At 65.2% G+C, this 17,600-nt stretch carries 15 protein-coding genes and 1 pseudogene; 14 read left to right on the top strand and 2 right to left on the bottom strand.

All coding sequences use genetic code 11. The annotated features are described in order from the left end of the window. Positions 1 to 239: 239 nt before the first annotated feature. From ACGLHT_RS25380 to ACGLHT_RS25390, 3 genes are all read left to right on the top strand, one after another. Positions 240 to 863 (top strand): glutathione S-transferase, encoded by a 624-nt coding sequence (locus ACGLHT_RS25380; RefSeq protein ID WP_274120103.1) that lies wholly within the window; start codon positions 240 to 242, stop codon positions 861 to 863. Between the two features lie 144 nt (positions 864 to 1,007). Next, the gene (locus ACGLHT_RS25385) at positions 1,008 to 1,940 is read left to right on the top strand and encodes an ABC transporter ATP-binding protein (RefSeq protein ID WP_085693398.1); all 933 of its coding nucleotides are present in this window, start codon (positions 1,008 to 1,010) and stop codon (positions 1,938 to 1,940) included. Continuing rightward, positions 1,937 to 2,716: an ABC transporter permease gene (locus ACGLHT_RS25390; protein ID WP_003260104.1), complete on the top strand. Its 780-nt coding sequence runs from the start codon at positions 1,937 to 1,939 to the stop codon at positions 2,714 to 2,716. Before ACGLHT_RS25385 ends, ACGLHT_RS25390 begins: the two co-directional genes overlap by 4 nt. A gap of 9 nt (positions 2,717 to 2,725) precedes the next feature. Here ACGLHT_RS25390 and ACGLHT_RS25395 read toward each other — a convergent pair. Beyond that, positions 2,726 to 3,232: pseudogene (locus ACGLHT_RS25395) on the bottom strand (DUF2062 domain-containing protein); the annotation flags it as partial. A gap of 142 nt (positions 3,233 to 3,374) precedes the next feature. Between ACGLHT_RS25395 and ACGLHT_RS25400 the strand changes: the two are divergent. The 8 genes from ACGLHT_RS25400 to murB all read left to right on the top strand — a co-directional run bounded on the left by ACGLHT_RS25400 (position 3,375) and on the right by murB (position 10,520). Continuing rightward, positions 3,375 to 5,588, top strand: coding sequence for a DNA internalization-related competence protein ComEC/Rec2 (locus ACGLHT_RS25400; RefSeq protein WP_274120104.1), 2,214 nt, complete (start codon positions 3,375 to 3,377; stop codon positions 5,586 to 5,588). Positions 5,589 to 5,981: 393 nt separating this feature from the next. Next, positions 5,982 to 6,617 (top strand): MotA/TolQ/ExbB proton channel family protein, encoded by a 636-nt coding sequence (locus tag ACGLHT_RS25405; RefSeq protein ID WP_027919457.1) that lies wholly within the window; start codon positions 5,982 to 5,984, stop codon positions 6,615 to 6,617. Next, positions 6,614 to 7,048: a biopolymer transporter ExbD gene (locus ACGLHT_RS25410; RefSeq protein WP_013971564.1), complete on the top strand. Its 435-nt coding sequence runs from the start codon at positions 6,614 to 6,616 to the stop codon at positions 7,046 to 7,048. The genes ACGLHT_RS25405 and ACGLHT_RS25410 overlap by 4 nt, the downstream gene beginning before the upstream one ends. Then, on the top strand, positions 7,048 to 8,049 hold the full coding sequence (lpxK, locus tag ACGLHT_RS25415; RefSeq protein WP_137163272.1) for a tetraacyldisaccharide 4'-kinase: 1,002 nt from the start codon (positions 7,048 to 7,050) through the stop codon (positions 8,047 to 8,049). Before ACGLHT_RS25410 ends, lpxK begins: the two co-directional genes overlap by 1 nt. A 44-nt stretch (positions 8,050 to 8,093) precedes the next feature. Beyond that, the gene (locus ACGLHT_RS25420; protein WP_011532874.1) at positions 8,094 to 8,279 is read left to right on the top strand and encodes a Trm112 family protein; all 186 of its coding nucleotides are present in this window, start codon (positions 8,094 to 8,096) and stop codon (positions 8,277 to 8,279) included. After that, complete coding sequence (kdsB, locus tag ACGLHT_RS25425; protein WP_025338209.1) at positions 8,276 to 9,040, top strand: 3-deoxy-manno-octulosonate cytidylyltransferase; 765 nt, start codon at positions 8,276 to 8,278, stop codon at positions 9,038 to 9,040. Before ACGLHT_RS25420 ends, kdsB begins: the two co-directional genes overlap by 4 nt. Further along, entirely contained in the window at positions 9,040 to 9,504 is a 465-nt protein-coding gene (locus ACGLHT_RS25430; protein ID WP_003259973.1) for a low molecular weight protein-tyrosine-phosphatase, read from the top strand. Before kdsB ends, ACGLHT_RS25430 begins: the two co-directional genes overlap by 1 nt. Then, complete coding sequence (murB, locus tag ACGLHT_RS25435) at positions 9,501 to 10,520, top strand: UDP-N-acetylmuramate dehydrogenase (RefSeq protein ID WP_274079382.1); 1,020 nt, start codon at positions 9,501 to 9,503, stop codon at positions 10,518 to 10,520. The genes ACGLHT_RS25430 and murB overlap by 4 nt, the downstream gene beginning before the upstream one ends. 259 nt (positions 10,521 to 10,779) lie before the next feature. On the opposite strand, the gene rne is transcribed toward murB, so the two are convergent. Continuing rightward, on the bottom strand, positions 10,780 to 14,067 hold the full coding sequence (gene rne, locus ACGLHT_RS25440; RefSeq protein WP_274120105.1) for a ribonuclease E: 3,288 nt from the start codon (positions 14,065 to 14,067) through the stop codon (positions 10,780 to 10,782). A 799-nt stretch (positions 14,068 to 14,866) separates the two neighbouring features. On the opposite strand from rne, the gene rluC reads away from it, so the two are divergent. Genes rluC through sppA form a run of 3 tightly spaced genes read left to right on the top strand, consistent with a single transcriptional unit; the run spans position 14,867 to position 17,497 of the window. Then, a complete protein-coding gene (gene rluC / locus ACGLHT_RS25445) occupies positions 14,867 to 15,823 on the top strand; it encodes a 23S rRNA pseudouridine(955/2504/2580) synthase RluC (RefSeq protein WP_025338212.1) in 957 nt (318 codons plus the stop codon). Between the two features lie 3 nt (positions 15,824 to 15,826). Then, positions 15,827 to 16,501, top strand: coding sequence for an HAD family hydrolase (locus ACGLHT_RS25450; RefSeq protein WP_025338213.1), 675 nt, complete (start codon positions 15,827 to 15,829; stop codon positions 16,499 to 16,501). A 6-nt stretch (positions 16,502 to 16,507) separates the two neighbouring features. Continuing rightward, positions 16,508 to 17,497, top strand: coding sequence for a signal peptide peptidase SppA (gene sppA / locus ACGLHT_RS25455; RefSeq protein WP_274120106.1), 990 nt, complete (start codon positions 16,508 to 16,510; stop codon positions 17,495 to 17,497). Positions 17,498 to 17,600: the final 103 nt, after the last annotated feature.

Raw genomic sequence — 17,600 nt, forward strand, 5'->3', positions numbered from 1 at the left:
TTAGACGCAACGCTGCGAACGGCCGGGTCAGAACAGTGACAGGGCATGGCGGCGGGAGTTTCAGTCCGGTGTGTGCCTGTACCGGCCTCTTCGCGGGTGAACCCGCTCCCACAGGTACTGCATCACTCTCAGGTCTGGCGCAGAACCCTGTAGGAGCGGGTTTACCCGCGAAGAGGCCGGTACAGGCGACGAAAGTCTGGAGTAGACTGCACCACCTCCGCATTCATAAGGACGTTGCCATGCTGAAGATCTGGGGCCGCAAGAATTCGAGCAATGTGCGCAAGGCGCTGTGGATCGCCCACGAACTGGGCCTGGATTTCGAGTCGATCGATGCCGGCGGCGCCTTCGGCGTGGTCAACGAGCCGCACTACCGCGCGCGCAACCCCAACGGCCTGGTGCCGATGCTGGAAGACGGCGCCCTGACCCTGTGGGAGTCCAACACCATCGTTCGCTACCTGTGCGCCGAATACGGTGCGGAGCAGGGCTGGTACTTGGACGACCCGCGTCAGCGCGCCCTGGCGGACAAGTGGATGGACTGGACCACCTCGTCCTTCGCCACGCCGTTCCGCCCAATGTTCTGGGGCCTGTTGCGCACCCCGGAAGACCAGCGCGACTGGGTGGCGATCAACGCTGCGCACAAGCAATGCGCCCAGCTGCTGGCCATTGCCGACGAAGCCCTGGCCAAACAACCGTACCTTTCCGGTGACCAGATCGGCATGGGCGACATCCCACTGGGTAGCTTCATCTATGCCTGGTTCGAAATGCCCATCGAGCGCCCGGCCATGCGTCACCTGGAGGCCTGGTACGAGCGCCTCAAGGCCCGCCCTGCGTACCAGGCAGCGGTAATGACTGCGCTGACCTGATCGAACACCACGGCTACTTCGATAGTCATTATCAATACACATGACTGTACTTGTGCGGCCAGGCCAAGCACCATTGGCCGCACTCACTGCGCCAGTGCCTTTACCTGGCGTGTCCTGCACCTTTTTCTCGGTAAGTGACCCGCTATGAGTTCCGCCCTGTCCATCCGACAGCTGACCAAGACCTACGGCAACGGCTTCCAGGCCCTCAAGGGCATCGACCTGGATGTTGCCGAAGGCGACTTCTTCGCCTTGCTCGGCCCCAACGGCGCGGGCAAGTCCACCACCATCGGCATCCTCTCCACCCTGGTCAACAAGACCAGCGGCACGGTCAACGTGTTCGGCCACGACCTGGACCGCGAGCCCTCGGCGCTCAAGCGCTGCCTGGGCGTGGTGCCGCAGGAGTTCAACTTCAACCAGTTCGAGAAAACCTTCGACATCGTCGTGACCCAGGCCGGTTACTACGGCATCCCGCCCAAGGTGGCCAAGGAGCGTGCCGAGCAGTATCTGACCCAGCTCGGCCTGTGGGACAAGCGTGACGTGCAATCGCGTTCGCTGTCGGGGGGCATGAAGCGCCGCCTGATGATTGCCCGTGCACTGATCCACGAGCCGCGCCTGCTGATTCTCGACGAGCCCACCGCCGGTGTGGACATCGAACTGCGCCGTTCGATGTGGAGCTTCCTCACCGAGCTGAACCAGAAGGGCATCACCATCATCCTCACCACCCACTACCTGGAAGAGGCCGAGCAGCTGTGCCGTAACATCGGCATCATCGACCACGGCACCATCGTCGAGAACACCAGCATGCGCCAGTTGCTGGGCAAGCTGCATGTCGAAACCTTCGTGCTCGACATCAAGCAGGACCTGGCCACTGCACCGGTGCTGCAGGGCTACCCGTGCCGGTTGCTGACCCCGCACACCCTGGAAGTGCAGGTGGAAAAGGACATCGGCATCACCGCGCTGTTCGGCCAGCTGGCGCTGCAGAACATCGAGGTGCAGAGCCTGCGCAACAAGACCAACCGACTCGAGGAGCTGTTCGTGTCCCTGGTGGAAAAAAACCTGTCGAAGGTGGCCGTATGAGTGTGGAACTACGCACCAACTGGGTCGCCCTGAACACCATCGTCTACCGCGAAGTGCGGCGCTTCCTGCGTATCTGGCCGCAGACCCTGCTGCCGCCGGCGATCACCATGGTCCTGTACTTCGTCATCTTCGGTAACCTGATCGGCCGGCAGATCGGCGACATGGGTGGCTTCACCTACATGGAATACATCGTGCCGGGGCTGATCATGATGTCGGTGATCACCAACTCCTACGGCAACGTGGTGTCGAGCTTCTTCGGCAGCAAGTTCCAGCGCTCCATCGAAGAGCTGATGGTGTCGCCGGTATCGCCACACACCATCCTCGTCGGTTATGTGCTGGGTGGCGTGCTGCGTGGCTTGGCGGTGGGCGTGATCGTGACCTTCCTGTCGCTGTTCTTCACCCATCTGCAGGTGCATCACCTGGGCGTGACCGTGGTCGTGGTGCTGCTGACCGCCACCATTTTCTCGCTGCTGGGCTTCGTCAACGCGGTGTTCGCGCGCAACTTCGACGACATCTCGATCATCCCGACCTTCGTGCTGACACCACTGACCTACCTGGGCGGGGTGTTCTACTCGATCAACTTGCTGCCGCCGTTCTGGCAGACCGTGTCGTTGGCCAACCCGGTGCTGCACATGGTCAACTCGTTCCGCTACGGCATCCTAGGGGTGTCGGATATCAGCATTGGCACGGCGATTACCTTCATGCTGGTCGCCACCGCGGTGCTCTACCTGGTGTGCGTTCGCCTGCTGGTCAGCGGCCGCGGCATGCGTGCCTGACACCTTGCACCGGCATTGGCGCAGACGCCACTGCCGGCCCACCCACCAGCGCCAGTAGAGCATGGTGGTGAAGTAGCCGAGGATGCCCAGCACCACGCCGCACACTACCGAGCCGAGCAGGAAGGGTTGCCACAGCGTCGACAGCTGGTCGGTGATCCACTGGAAAGTCAGCTCGTCGGGCAGGGTGCGCGGCGGTACCTGCATCAGCCAGGCGCCGGTCATGTAGGTGACGAAGAACACCGGTGGCATGGTCAGCGGGTTGGTCAGCCATACCAGGCTGACCGCGATCGGCAGGTTGCCGCGCAGCGGAATGGCCAGCGCGGCGGCCAGCAGCATCTGCGCCGGCATCGGGATCAGCGCCGCGAACAGGCCAACGCCCATGGCCCTCGCCACCGAATGGCGGTTCAGGTGCCAGAGGTTCGGGTCATGCAGCAACTTGCCGAAAAAGCGTAAGGACTTGTGTTCCCGAATACTGGTCGGGTCCGGCATGTAGCGTTTGAAAAGTCGGCGCGGCATGTAGGCTCCCGGAGCGTTGATCCGGGCAGTATGCCCTGATTCCCGCTCAGCCTCGTTTAGAGTTTGTGACAATTGTTGAGCAAGCGCTGCCGGCAATTGGGCTATGCCTCAGAAGGTGATTTCGCTTCTGGAGCTCTACTTCATGCGCACAGGGATGTTTGCGCTCGCGCTCGGGCTGTTGTGCCTGGGCTTTCTCCCCGCATTGCCATCGGTCGGATGGCTGGTGCTGCTGGCTGCAGTCGGTGGCCTCGGCCTGTTCACCCGGCTGTGGCCACTGGGCTGTTTTCTGCTGGGCCTGTGTTGGGCCTGCTGGTCGGCGCAGCAGGCGCTGGATGACCGCCTGGCCACCGGGCTGGATGGCCGCACCTTGTGGCTTGAGGGCCAGGTGGTCGGCCTGCCGACCCGGACTGCGCAGGGTGTGCGTTTCGAGCTGGACGCGGCCCGCTCGCGGCGGGCAGAGCTGCCGCAGCGCCTGCAACTGAGCTGGTTCGACGGCCCGCCGCTGCGCGCGGGCGAGCAGTGGCGGCTGGCGGTGACCTTGCAGCGCCCGGCGGGGCTGCTCAACCCGCATGGGCCGGACCGTGAGGCGCAATTGCTGGCGCGGCGCGTCGGTGCGACCGGTACGGTCAAGGCCGGGCAGTTGCTGGCGCCGGTTGCCGGCGGCTGGCGCGACACGCTGCGCCAGCGCCTGCTGGCAGTCGAGGCCAATGGCCGGCAGGCAGCGTTGGTGGCGCTGGTGCTTGGCGACGGGGCGGGCCTGGCCCGGGAGGACTGGCAAACGTTGCAGGCCACCGGCACGGTGCACCTGCTGGTGATCTCTGGCCAGCACATCGGCCTGGTTGCCGGCTTGCTGTATGGCCTGGTTGCCGGGCTGGCGCGTTGGGGGCTGTGGCCCGCTCGGTTGCCCTGGCTGCCCTGGGCGTGTGGCCTGGCCATGGCTGCGGCACTGGCCTACGGTTGGTTGGCAGGTGGTGGTGTACCGGTGCAGCGTGCTTGCCTGATGCTGGCCGTGGTGATGTTCTGGCGCCTGCGCTTTCGCCACCTTGGTGCGACCTTGCCGTTGCTGCTGGCGCTGGTTGCCGTGCTGCTGGTGGAGCCGTTGGCCGCGCTGCTGCCCGGGTTCTGGCTGTCGTTCGCGGCCGTGGCCACGCTTGGCTATTGCTTCAGTGCCCGCCTGGGCGGCTGGCGGCCCTGGCAGGCCTGGACGCGGGCGCAATGGGTAATTGCCATCGGTTTGCTACCGGTGCTGCTGGCTACGGGCTTGCCCGTGAGCCTGAGTGCGCCGCTGGCCAACCTTGTTGCGGTGCCTTGGGTCAGCCTGGCGGTACTGCCGTTGGCGTTGCTGGGAACTTTGCTGCTGCCGCTGGGCGGGGTAGGGGAGGTGCTGTTGTGGCTGGCGGGTGGTCTGCTCGATGGGCTTTTCCGGCTGCTGGCGTTGGTGGCGCAACAGCAGTCGGCGTGGCTGCCAGCAGTTCTGCCATTGTGGGCCTGGCTGCTGGTGTGCCTGGGTACGTTGCTGGTTTTGATGCCCCGTGGCGTACCGCTGCGCGGGTTGGGTGGCGTGATGCTGCTGGCGCTGTGGGTACCCCCGGAGACGGTGCCGTTCGGCCAGGTCGAGGTCTGGCAGCTGGACGTCGGCCAGGGGCTGGCGGTGCTGTTACGCACCCGGCATCACGACCTGCTGTACGACGCCGGGCCGGCCAGGGGGGAGAGCGACCTGGGCGAGCGGGTGGTGTTGCCGACCTTGCGCAAGCTAGGGGTGGGCAGCCTGGACCTGATGCTGGTCAGCCACGCCCATGCCGACCACGCCGGTGGTGCTGGCGCAATCATGCGTGGCCTGCCGGTCGAACGGGTGATCGGCGGCGAAGTGCTGGATGACATGCAACTGCAGCCTTGTGTCAGTGGCGACCAGTGGACGTGGGATGGCGTGCGCTTTTCCCTGTGGCGCTGGGCTGATGGGCAGAGCAGCAATGACCGCTCCTGCGTGTTGCTGGTCGAGGCGCAGGGTGAGCGGTTGTTGCTGGCGGGAGATATGGAAGCCGGTGCCGAACGGGCCTGGCTGGCGGCCACAGAAGCGCCGCGGATCGACTGGCTGCAGTCGCCGCACCATGGCAGCCGCAGTTCGTCCAGCGAGGCCTTCATCCGCGCCACGGCGCCGCGCGGGGTACTGATTTCGCGCGGGCGCAACAACAGCTTCGGGCACCCGCACGCGCAGGTGGTCGAACGTTATCGGCGGCATGGGGTGGTGATGCATGACACAGCGGAGCAGGGGGCGTTGCGGTTGGTGTTGGGGAGGCAGGGGGAGGTGGAGGGTGTGCGGGGTCAGCGGCGGTTTTGGCGGGTTCGGGCGCAGTGAGGTGTAGTGGCTTGCAGGTGCTTGCCATTACATTTTCAGCGCCTGTGAGATCGAGCGCCGCCCGCGCGGCGCTTCGCAGCACAAGGCTGCTCCTACATCTGTTTCGGGCCAGTAACGCCTGTGCCAATGCGCGCGACCGCCTTGCTTGTCCGGCACGATATCGAGGTGGACACCAAGGGGCCGCGCGCCTTTGCCTCAGGAATAATTGGCCCGAAACAGATGTAGGAGCAGCCTTGTGCTGCGAAGCGCCGCGCGGGCGGCGCTCGATCTCGCAGGCGCTGCAACTGTCATGGCGAACCCCCACCCCCCCAACCCATTTCCCTGACCTCCGGCAGATGAGCCCCCGGCGCGCCTATGGTAGAGTGGCGGCCTTTTTCCGAAGGGGCGTTTACTGTGTGGGAATTGGTCAAGTCCGGTGGTTGGATGATGCTGCCGATCATTCTGAGCTCCATCGCTGCCATGGCTATCGTCGTCGAGCGCCTGTGGACCCTGCGCGCCAGCCGCGTCAGCCCGCCGCACCTGCTGGGCCAGGTGTGGATGTGGATCAAGGACAAGCAACTGACCAGTGACAAGCTCAAGGCCCTGCGCGCCGATTCGCCACTGGGCGAAATCCTTGCCGCCGGTCTGGCCAACTCGCGCCATGGCCGCGAAATCATGAAGGAATGCATCGAGGAGGCCGCCTCGCGCGTCATCCACGAACTGGAACGCTACATCAGCACCCTCGGCACCATCGCCGCCATGGCCCCGCTGCTGGGCCTGCTGGGCACCGTGCTGGGCATGATCGACATCTTCAGCGCCTTCATGGGCTCGCAGATGACCGCCAACGCCGCAGTGCTGGCCGGTGGTATCTCCAAGGCCCTGGTCACCACTGCGGCCGGCCTGATGGTCGGTATCCCGGCGGTGTTCTTCCACCGCTTCCTGCTGCGCCGCATCGACGAGTTGGTGGTGGGCATGGAACAGGAAGCGATCAAGCTGGTGGAAGTGATCCAGGGCGACCGTGAAGTGGAAGTGGCCGGAGGCAAGGCGTGAAGTTCCGGCGCAATCGCCAGCGGGAGAACGTCGACATCAACCTGGCGTCGCTGATCGACGTGGTGTTCGTCCTGCTGCTGTTTTTCGTGGTCACCACCACCTTCACCCGCGAGACCCAGCTGCGCGTCGAGCTGCCTGAAGCCGCCAGCGCCGAGCCGGCGGCGCCCGACCAGGGCAAACTCGTGGAAATCACCATCAGCGCCGAAGGCGTGTACTCGGTGAACAACCACCTGCTGCCCAAAAGCGACCTGGCCACCCTGAGCGAAGCGATCGAGCGTGAGTCGGGCGGCGACAACAAGCTGCCGCTGGCCATCAGCGCCGACGGCAAGACCCCGCACCAGGCCGTGGTCACTGCGATGGATGCCGCCGGCAAGCTCGGTTTCAGCCAGTTGCGCATGACCACTGTCGAGGCGGCCCAGGGCACACCTTGATGGCCTTCGCCGACCGTCTGCTCGCCGCCTGGTACGCCGGGCACCCGGCCCTGGCGCTGCTGCGCCCGCTGGAGGCACTGTATCGCCGCGTGGTCACGCGCAAGCGGGCGCGTTTTCTCAGTGGCGAAAGTGCCAGCTACCGGGCCCCGGTGCCGGTCATCGTGGTGGGTAACATCACCGTGGGCGGTACCGGCAAGACGCCGATGATCCTCTGGCTGATCGAGCACTGCCGCCAGCAGGGGCTGAAGGTGGGCGTGGTCAGCCGTGGCTATGGCGCCAAGCCGCCGCAGCTACCCTGGCGCGTGCAGGCCGACCAGGCCGCCGAGCAGGCCGGCGATGAGCCGCTGCTGATCGTGCAGCGCACCGGCGTGCCGCTGATGATCGACCCCGACCGCTCGCGCGCGGTGCAGGCACTGCTGGCCAGCGAACCCCTCGACCTGATCCTGTGTGACGACGGCATGCAGCACTACCGCCTGGCCCGCGACCTGGAGTTGGTGCTGATCGATGCCGCCCGCGGCCTGGGCAATGCCCGCTGCCTGCCGGCGGGGCCGTTGCGTGAGCCGGCCGAACGCCTGCACGAGGCTGACGCGGTGCTTTACAACGGCGCCAGCGCAGACCGCGCCGATGGCTTCGGCTTCTGCCTGAAGCCGTCCGCCCTGGTCAACCTGCGCAGCGGCGAGCGCCGCGCGCTCGACCATTTCCCCGCAGGCCAACGCCTGCACGCGGTGGCCGGTATCGGCAACCCGCAACGTTTCTTCAATACCCTGCTGGGGCTAAACTGGCAGCCGGTGCCGCACCCCTTTGCCGACCATGCGCAGTTCAGCGCCCAGAGCCTGGCCTTCAGCCCGCCGCTGCCGCTGGTCATGACCGAGAAGGATGCGGTGAAATGCCGGGCCTTCGCCGCTGACGACTGGTGGTACCTGGCCGTCGAGGCGCAGCCGACGCCGGCCTTCGGTGCCTGGTTCGACAACCAGTTGCAACGCTTGCTGCGCAAGCCCTGAGCCCTTTTTCAATTCCCGGCCACCTGGCCTAAAGGAAGCCTCAAATGGACACCAAACTGCTCGATATCCTGGCCTGCCCGATCACCAAGGGCCCGCTCAAGCTCAGTGCCGACAAGACCGAGCTGATCAGCAAGGGCGCCGGCCTGGCCTACCCGATCCGCGACGGCATCCCGGTCATGCTGGAAAGCGAGGCGCGCACCCTGACTGATGAAGAGCGTCTGGACAAATGAGCCTGGATTTCACCGTGGTGATCCCCGCCCGGCTGCGCTCCACGCGCCTGCCGGGCAAGCCATTGCTGCCGATCGCCGGCAAGCCGATGGTGCAGCATGTGTGGGAACAGGCCCGCAAGAGCGGCGCCAGCCGCGTGGTCATCGCCACCGACGACGCCAGCATCGTAGAGGCCTGCAAGGCCTTCGGCGCCGAAGTGCTGCTGACCCGTGCCGACCATGAGTCCGGCACCGACCGCCTGGCCGAAGTGGCCGCGCACCTCGGCCTGCCTGCCGATGCCATCGTGGTCAACGTGCAGGGCGACGAACCGCTGATCCCGCCGGTGATCATCGACCAGGTGGCAGCCAACCTGGCGGCGCACCCGGAAGCCGGTATCGCCACCCTGGCCGAACCGATCCATGAGCCGGAAACCGTGTTCAACCCCAACGCGGTCAAGGTAATCAGCGACAAGAACGGCCTGGCCCTGACCTTCAGCCGTGCGCCGCTGCCCTGGGCCCGCGATACTTTTGCCAAGGACCGCAACCTGTTGCCAGAAGGCGTGCCGTATCGCCGCCATATCGGCATGTACGCCTACCGCGTCGGCTTCCTGCAGGACTTCGTCAGCTGGGGCCCGTGCTGGCTCGAGCAGACCGAAGCGCTGGAGCAGCTGCGTGCCCTGTGGCATGGCGTGCGCATCCACGTCGAAGACGCCATCGAGGCGCCTGCCGTGGGCGTGGATACCCCTGAAGACCTGGAGCGCGTACGGCGCTTGCTGGAGGCCTGATGCGCGTCCTGTTCGTCTGCCTCGGCAATATCTGTCGCTCGCCCACCGCCGAAGGCGTGCTGCGCCATCAATTGCAGGCTGCCGGGCTTGCCGACCGGGTGCATGTGGCCTCGGCCGGCACCGGCGACTGGCACGTCGGCAAGGCGCCTGACAGCCGCACCTGCAAGGCAGCGCTGGCGCGTGGCTATGACCTTTCGCAGCAACGCGCCCAGCAGGTCAAGGCGGCGCACTTTGCCGAATATGACCTGATCCTGGCCATGGACGAGAGCAACCTTGGCCATTTGCGTGCGATGCGCCCGCACACGGCAGTGGGGGAGCTCGACCTGTTCCTGCGCCGCTATGGCGCAGCGCTGGATGAAGTGCCAGACCCGTACTATGGCGGCGCCGATGGCTTCGAGCAGGTGCTCGACCTGGTTGAAGCGGCGTGCCAGGCGCTGGTCCTGGAAATCAAGGGGCGGCTATGACAGTGCAGTGGCAGGAGCAGGTATCGCTCAAGCCTTACAACACCTTTGGCATCGACGTGAAGGCGCGGTATTTCACCCAGGCACATGATGACCAGGAGGTGCGCCAGGCGCTGGCCCAGGCGCAGCAAGGCGGCGTGCCGGTGCTGGTGATTGGCGGTGGCAGCAACCTGCTGCTGACCCGCGATATCGATGCGCTGGTGCTGCATATGGCCAGCCGTGGCCGGCGCGTGCTCAGCGACGATGGCGAACGTATCGTGGTCGAGGCCGAGGCCGGTGAGCCGTGGCACCCGTTCGTGCAGTGGACACTGGCGCAGGGCTATTGCGGGCTGGAGAACCTCAGCCTGATCCCCGGCACTGTGGGCGCCGCACCGATGCAGAACGTGGGCGCCTATGGCGTTGAGATCAAGGACGTGTTCGTCGGCCTGACCGCCCTGGACCGTGAGACCGGCGAGTTGCGTGACTTCGGCCTGGCTGAATGTGCCTTCGGGTATCGCGACAGCCTGTTCAAGCGCAACCCCGGGCGTTGGTTGATCCTGCGTGTGCGTTTTGCCTTGAGCCGTACGCTGCAGGCTCACCTGGATTACGGCCCGGTGCGCCAGCGGTTGGCAGAGCAGGGCGTGACCGAGCCGACCGCGCAGGCGATCAGCGAGGCGATCTGCAGCATTCGCCGCGAGAAGCTGCCAGACCCGGCAGAGCTGGGTAATGCCGGGAGCTTCTTCAAGAACCCGGTGGTCTCGGCGGAACTGGTCGAGCGTATCCGTGCGCAGTACCCGGGGGTGGTGGCTTATCCCCAGGCCGATGGCCAGGTGAAGCTGGCGGCAGGCTGGCTGATCGAACAGGCAGGCTGGAAGGGTCATCGCGAGGGGGATGCCGGGGTGCATCGTTTGCAGTCGCTGGTGCTGGTCAACTACGGCCAGGCGAGCGGGGTGCAGATGCATGCGCTGGCGCGGCGGATCCAGGGCGATATCCTCGAGCGGTTCGGAGTCGAGCTGGAGATGGAGCCTAACCTCTACTGATTCAGTGCCTGGGCTGGCCTTTTCGCGGCTAAAACCCTAAAGGTGCAGCACTGATTTCGGGCTCACTCGGTCCTGTGGGAGCGGGCGCGCCCGCGAAGAATTCAACGCGGTGGCTGGCACCGGCTGCGCCGGTGTTCGCGGGCACGCCCGCTCCCACAGTGAGTTCGCAGGGCTTGAGGGTAGTGAAGTCCAAAACGTCCAGCCAAGAAAAAGCCCCGCCAGTTCGCACTGGCGGGGCTTTTTCATTCAGCCTTGGCTATCAACCGTGATGAGGCTTTTGCTCATCAGTGGCTTCCAGGGCTGGCTCCTCGGTGGCTGCAGCAGCTTCCTGTGCGGCCTTGGCGGCAGCCTCGGCCTCACGCTTGCGGCGACGCACTTCACGCGGGTCGTTCGGCGCACGGCCGTTGGCCAGCATGACAGTGGCAGGTTCCACCGGCGCAGGGGCTTCGACCGGTGCAGGCTCGACGGCCACTGGGGCAGGCTCTGCCACCACTTCTGGCTGGGCCTCGACAACCGGGGCAGGTTGCTCGGCAACCGGAGCGGCTTCGACCACGACCGGGGCCTGCTCGATTTCACCGGCCTCGACGGCAGGCGCTTCTACCGGTGCTTCGGCAACCACTACCGGTTCGGCAGCAGGTGCTTCGTCGACCACTGGCTGCGGAGCGACTTCGACCACTGGCTCGGCAGTTGCTTCGACCACGGCCACAGGCTCGCTGACCGGCTGCTCGACCACCGGGGCCACAGCCACTTCTTCAGCCACGGCAGTAGCTTCGACCTGCTCGACCTTCTCGGCCTGCTCGACCGGCTGGGCGACTTCGCTGTTGTCGGTTTCCGCTACGGCGGCGACTTCGGCGGTGGCAAGCTCGGCCTGCTGGTTGGCCTGGGCTTCGGCGTCGGCACTGATGTTGCTGCTGGCGACAGCGGCAGTCACGGCCAGGCCGGCAGCCAGCTCGGCACCCAGCTCGGTGGCCTGATGCGGTTGTGGCTGCTCTTCGCTGCCTTCTTCCTCGCTGCCATCGATCAGCTCGCCGTTGGCGTTGCGCTGACGCTCACGACGGTTGCTGCGACGACGCTGGCCACGGGAACGGCGGCGCGGGCGCTCGCCATCGGTGCCTTCCTGTTCGTCCTGCAGCAGCTCTTCGTTCGGCAGTTGCTCTTCAGCCAGCTCGGCAGCCTGCTCGGCGGCTTCTTCGGCTACGCGTGGCTGACGCTCTTCGCGTGGTGGGCGAGGAGCACGTTCTTCGCGTGGAGCACGTTCTTCACGAGGTGCGCGCTCTTCACGAGGAGCACGTTCTTCACGAGGAGCACGTTCTTCGCGAGGTGCGCGTTCTTCACGCGGAGCACGCTCCTCACGCGGGGCGCGTTCTTCACGTGGAGCACGCTCCTCACGTGGGGCGCGTTCCTCGCGAGGTGCACGCTCTTCACGCGGGGCACGTTCTTCACGGGCTACACGCTCCTCGCGCGGCTGACGTTCCTCACGCTCGGCAGGGGTAGCGTCCAGTGGCTCACGCAGTTCGCGCACGCGCTCTTCGCCACGGTTGCCACGGCGGTCTTCGCGTGGCTGGCGTGGTGCACGTTCTTCACGCGGTGCACGCTCTTCGCGTGGGGCGCGTTCTTCACGTGGTGCACGCTCTTCGCGCGGGGCACGTTCTTCACGAGGTGCGCGCTCGGCACGCTCTTCACGCGGCTTGCGCTCTTCGTCGCGGCGGCCGTTGCGGTTGCGGCTTTGCTGGCGGCCGTTGCGGCGTTCTTCGTTGCGTGGGCTGCGCTCGGCGGCTGGCTTCTCGGCGGCAGTCACAACCGGCGCGGCGGCAGGCTCTTCCTTGCTGGCGAACAGGCTTACCAGCGACTTCACCAGGCCCTTGAACAGGCTTGGCTCCGGAGCGACCGGGGCAGGGGCGACCGGTGCGGCAGGCTGCGCCTCTTCGACAGTGGCCGGTACCGGCGCGTTGGCGCGGGCCGGGGCGGTCTTGACCGCGGCTTCCTGGCGAACCAGGGTGCGGGTAGCGGTCGGCTGCGGCGCTTCTTCGGCTTCGGCGGCGGCGATCTCGTAGCTGGACTGGTTGCTCAGCACTTCCGGGTTGTCGTCGCGCAGGCGCTGGACTTCGAAGTGCGGGGTTTCCAGGTGATCGTTCGGCAGGATGATGATGCGCGCACGGGTACGCAGTTCGATCTTGGTGATCGAGTTGCGCTTCTCGTTGAGCAGGAAGGCAGCCACTGGGATCGGCACCTGGGCGCGAACTTCGGCGGTGCGGTCCTTCAGGGCTTCTTCTTCGATCAGGCGCAGGATGGCCAGCGACAGCGATTCGACGTCACGGATGATGCCGGTGCCGGAGCAGCGTGGGCAGACGATGCCGCTGCTTTCGCCCAGCGAAGGGCGCAGGCGCTGACGGGACATTTCCAGCAGGCCGAAGCGCGAGATGCGGCCGACCTGGACGCGGGCGCGGTCGGCTTCCAGGCACTCGCGAACACGTTCTTCGACGGCGCGCTGGTTTTTCGCCGGGGTCATGTCGATGAAGTCGATGACGATCAGGCCGCCGATGTCACGCAGGCGCAGCTGGCGGGCGATTTCCTCGGCCGCTTCCAGGTTGGTCTGCAGGGCGGTTTCTTCGATGTCGCTGCCTTTGGTGGCGCGCGCCGAGTTGATGTCGATGGACACCAGGGCTTCGGTCGGGTCGATCACGATCGAACCGCCGGACGGCAGGTCGACCACGCGCTGGAAGGCGGTCTCGATCTGGCTTTCGATCTGGAAGCGGTTGAATAGCGGCACGCTGTCTTCGTACAGCTTCACCTTGCTGGCGTACTGCGGCATCACCTGGCGGATGAAGGTCAGGGCTTCTTCCTGGGCATCGATGCTGTCGATCAGCACTTCGCCGATGTCCTGGCGCAGGTAGTCGCGGATGGCGCGAATGATGACGTTGCTTTCCTGGTAGATCAGGAATGGCGCGGCGCGGTCCTGGGACGCTTCCTTGATGGCGGTCCACAGTTGCAGCAGGTAGTCGAGGTCCCACTGCATTTCTTCGCTGCTGCGGCCAAGGCCGGCAGTGCGCACGATCAGGCCCATGTCGCCCGGCACGGTCAGGCCGTTCAGGGCTTCACGCAGTTCGTTGCGCTCTTCGCCTTCGATGCGGCGGGAGATGCCGCCGGCGCGCGGGTTGTTCGGCATCAGCACCAGGTAGCGGCCGGCCAGGCTGATGAAGGTGGTGAGGGCGGCGCCTTTGTTGCCACGCTCTTCCTTCTCGACCTGGACGATGACTTCCTGGCCTTCGCTCAGTACTTCCTTGATGTTGACCCGCCCTTCGGGGGCTTTCTTGAAGTATTCGCGGGAGATTTCTTTCAGCGGCAGGAAGCCGTGACGTTCGGAACCGAAGTCGACGAAGGCGGCTTCGAGGCTGGGTTCGATGCGGGTGATCTTGCCTTTGTAGATGTTGGCCTTTTTCTGCTCGCGCGCGCCGGACTCGATGTCCAGGTCGTAGAGACGTTGGCCGTCCACCAGGGCTACACGCAACTCTTCGGGTTGAGTCGCGTTAATCAGCATTCTTTTCATGTTGTACCGTCGGTTTCCGGGCTGCCGGAAACGGCGTTCGGCACACACGACGTCTCATGGTCGGTGCCAAGGTGCGCAAAGGGTGGCCGGGCCACCCCCGTGTCGAGCGACGTTCGGCACCAGCCGGTTGCCCAGCCTGCCGTTGTCGCGACGACGCGTCCTGTTTGCTGCGGTGCCAACAAGGCCCCGGTGGCTTCGAATTGGAATCCGAATCAACCAAGCGGGCCTTGTGCACTCAGTCAGGAGGAGGAATCAACCGTCAGCCGTGGACGCCCGGAGGCATCTGTTCAGGACCTTATCCGCTCGCCAGCCGTTCAGTGGGCTGGTGGGCCGGACGCGGTGCTACACGGTCCGAGGGCTGTGCATCTCCACCCTGCACGTATCCCTGATAATTCGGGTGCTGCCGCGCGCTGAATCCGCAACGGGTTGCATTTTTCGCCAACGCAGGTTCTGCGCTGGCGCCATTCATGTCCAAGGCAGGTATTTCCGAAGCATTCGCCGGGCGTTGCGTGGAAGCGACGGGGCGGGCAGAGGTGCAGCGAAAAGAATCGGGTAAGCAGGTGAAACACCGCACTTGTCGTTTTTTTTCGGTCTTCTCTACACAGCGCTGGTGGCGATTCCAGGCAATTCGGTAAACTGGCGAAAACCCCGTAGGACGGCCTCGCGTCCTGGAGAATTGCGTTGGTCAGGGACCGGCTAGGAGCCTGGTGCCGCTGGCCTGCCGCTTTTGGCGGCGTTCGCGACTATAGCAGCAATGATTAAGTGCTTCAATTCCATAAAAAATTGTTATGATCCCGCCATGACGACCAATACCCCTCCGACTTCCGGCGTTCAGCTGATCGAAGTCGCGCCGGAGCTTGCCGGCCAACGCATCGACAATTTCCTCATCACGGCCCTCAAGGGCGTGCCCAAGACCCTGGTGTACCGCATCCTGCGCAAGGGTGAAGTACGGGTCAACAAGGGGCGCGTCAAGCCGGAGTACAAGATCCAGGCCGGCGACATCGTGCGGGTACCGCCCGTCCGCCTGCCGGAACGTGACGAGCCGGCGCCGGTAGCCCAGGGCCTGCTGCAGCGCCTGGAAGCGGCCATCGTCTACGAAGACAAGGCGCTGATCGTGATGAACAAGCCGGCCGGCATCGCCGTGCATGGCGGCAGCGGCCTGAGCTTCGGCGTGATCGAGGCGCTGCGCCAGCTGCGCCCGGACGCCAAGGAACTGGAGCTGGTGCACCGCCTGGACCGCGACACCTCCGGCCTGCTGATGATCGCCAAGAAGCGCAGCATGCTGCGCCACCTGCACGCCGCGCTGCGCGGCGACGGTGTCGACAAGCGCTACATGGCGCTGGTGCGCGGCCACTGGCCGACCTCGAAGAAGCAGGTCAACGCGCCGTTGCTCAAGAGCAACCTGCGCTCCGGCGAGCGCATGGTCGAGGTGAACGACGAGGGCAAGGAGGCGCTGACCCTGTTCCGCGTGCTGCGCCGCTTCGGCGAGTTCGCCACCATTGTCGAGGCGCGCCCGATCACCGGTCGTACCCACCAGATCCGCGTGCACACCCTGCATGCCGGGCATATGATCGCTGGCGACAGCAAGTACGGCGACGAAGATTTCAGTCGTGAAATTCGTGACTTGGGCGGCAAGCGCCTGTTCCTGCATGCCTACGCACTGACCGTGCCGCTGCCGGATGGTGGCGAGCTGAAGCTCGAGGCGCCAGTGGATGAAGTCTGGGCGAAAACCGTTGAACGTCTGAGTGCGTCCTGATCCATGAAAAAAGGCTATGAGCTACTGATCTTCGACTGGGACGGCACGCTGGCCGACTCGATCGGGCGTATCGTCGAGGCCATGAACGCCGCCGCCGAGCGTGCCGGTGAGGCGCAAAGCAGCGAGGATGCGGTCAAGGGCATCATCGGCCTGGCCCTGGGCGAGGCGATCCACACCCTGTACCCGCACCTGGCGCCTGCTCAGGTCGAAAGCTTCCGTCAGCACTATGCCGATATCTACATGGCCCTGGACCAGCAGCCCTCGCCGCTGTTCGAGGGCGTGGTCGAGTCGCTGGATGCCTTCCGTGCCGAGGGGTACCGCCTGGCGGTGGCCACCGGCAAGGCGCGTCGCGGGCTGGACCGGGTGCTCAAGGCCAATGGCTGGGAGCAGTTCTTCGATATCACTCGCGCCGCCGACGAGACCCGCGGCAAGCCGCACCCTCTTATGCTCGAGGAAATTCTCGGTCATTGCGGTGTCGAACCGGGGCGTGCGCTGATGGTTGGCGATTCGGCATTCGACCTGCAGATGGCCAGCAATGCTGGCATGCACTCGGTGGCCGTGGGCTATGGTGCCATGTCGCTGCAGGCGCTGGCCGAGTTTGGTCCGCAGGTGTGCATCGATCATTTTTCCCAGTTGCGTGAGTGGCTGGGTGGTTCCGCAATTCCATTTCCAAGGTAGGTAAGCATGGCAGACGAATGGAAAGCCCCCGAGGCCGAACCCGAGGAGCGCGAAGAGCGCAAGAGCTGGAAACTGCTGGAAAAGACCCTGCTGGCAGGCGTTCAGGAGCAGCGCCGGGCGCGACGCTGGGGGATCTTCTTCAAGTTGCTGACCTTCGTCTACCTGTTCGGCATTCTGATCCTGTTCACACCGTTGATGGACATGGACAAGACCGCGTCGCGCAGTGCCAGCCATACCGCGCTTGTCGAGGTGCGCGGGGTGATTGCCGACCAGGAGCCGGCCAGCGCCGACAATATCGTCAAGAGCCTGCGCGAGGCGTTCAAGGACAGCAAGACCAAGGCTGTGGTGATGCGCATCAACAGCCCGGGAGGCAGCCCGGTGCAGTCGGGTTACGTGTATGACGAAATCCGCCGTCTGCGGGCCGAATACCCGGCGATAAAGCTGTATGCGGTCATCGCCGACCTTGGCGCTTCCGGTGCCTACTACATTGCCAGTGCGGCGGACGAGATCTATGCCGACAAGGCCAGTCTGGTGGGCTCGATTGGTGTGACGGCGGCCGGTTATGGCTTTGTCGGCACCATGGAGAAGCTGGGTGTGGAGCGGCGTACCTACACTGCAGGCGAGCACAAGGCCTTCCTCGATCCGTTCTCGCCGCAGAAGCCGGAAGAGACCGAGTTCTGGCAGGGCGTGCTGAATACCACGCACCAGCAGTTCATTGCCATGGTCAAGCAGGGGCGGGGCGAACGCCTGAAGGACAAGGAGCATCCGGAGCTGTTCAGTGGCCTGGTCTGGTCGGGCGAGCAGGCCAAGGAGTTGGGCCTGGTGGACGGGCTGGGCAGTGCCAGCTATGTGGCGCGCGAGATCGTGGGCGAGAAGGAACTGGTGGACTTCACCGTGCAGGAGTCTGCGCTCGATCGCTTCTCCAAGCGCGTTGGGGCCAGCGTGGCTGAGCGCCTGGCGATGTGGATGGGGTTCCAGGGGCCGCAGTTGCGCTGAGGGTTCGTCGCCCGTTTTGCGGTGTTTGTGAGATCGAGCGCCGCCCGCGCGGCGCTTCGCAGCACAAGGCTGCTCCTACATCTGTTTCGGGCCAATTATTCCT

Origin of the sequence: Pseudomonas sp. PsB (genome assembly GCF_043658375.1) — a bacterium.
In the GTDB taxonomy this organism is placed as follows: Bacteria; Pseudomonadota; Gammaproteobacteria; order Pseudomonadales; family Pseudomonadaceae; genus Aquipseudomonas; species Aquipseudomonas putida_Z.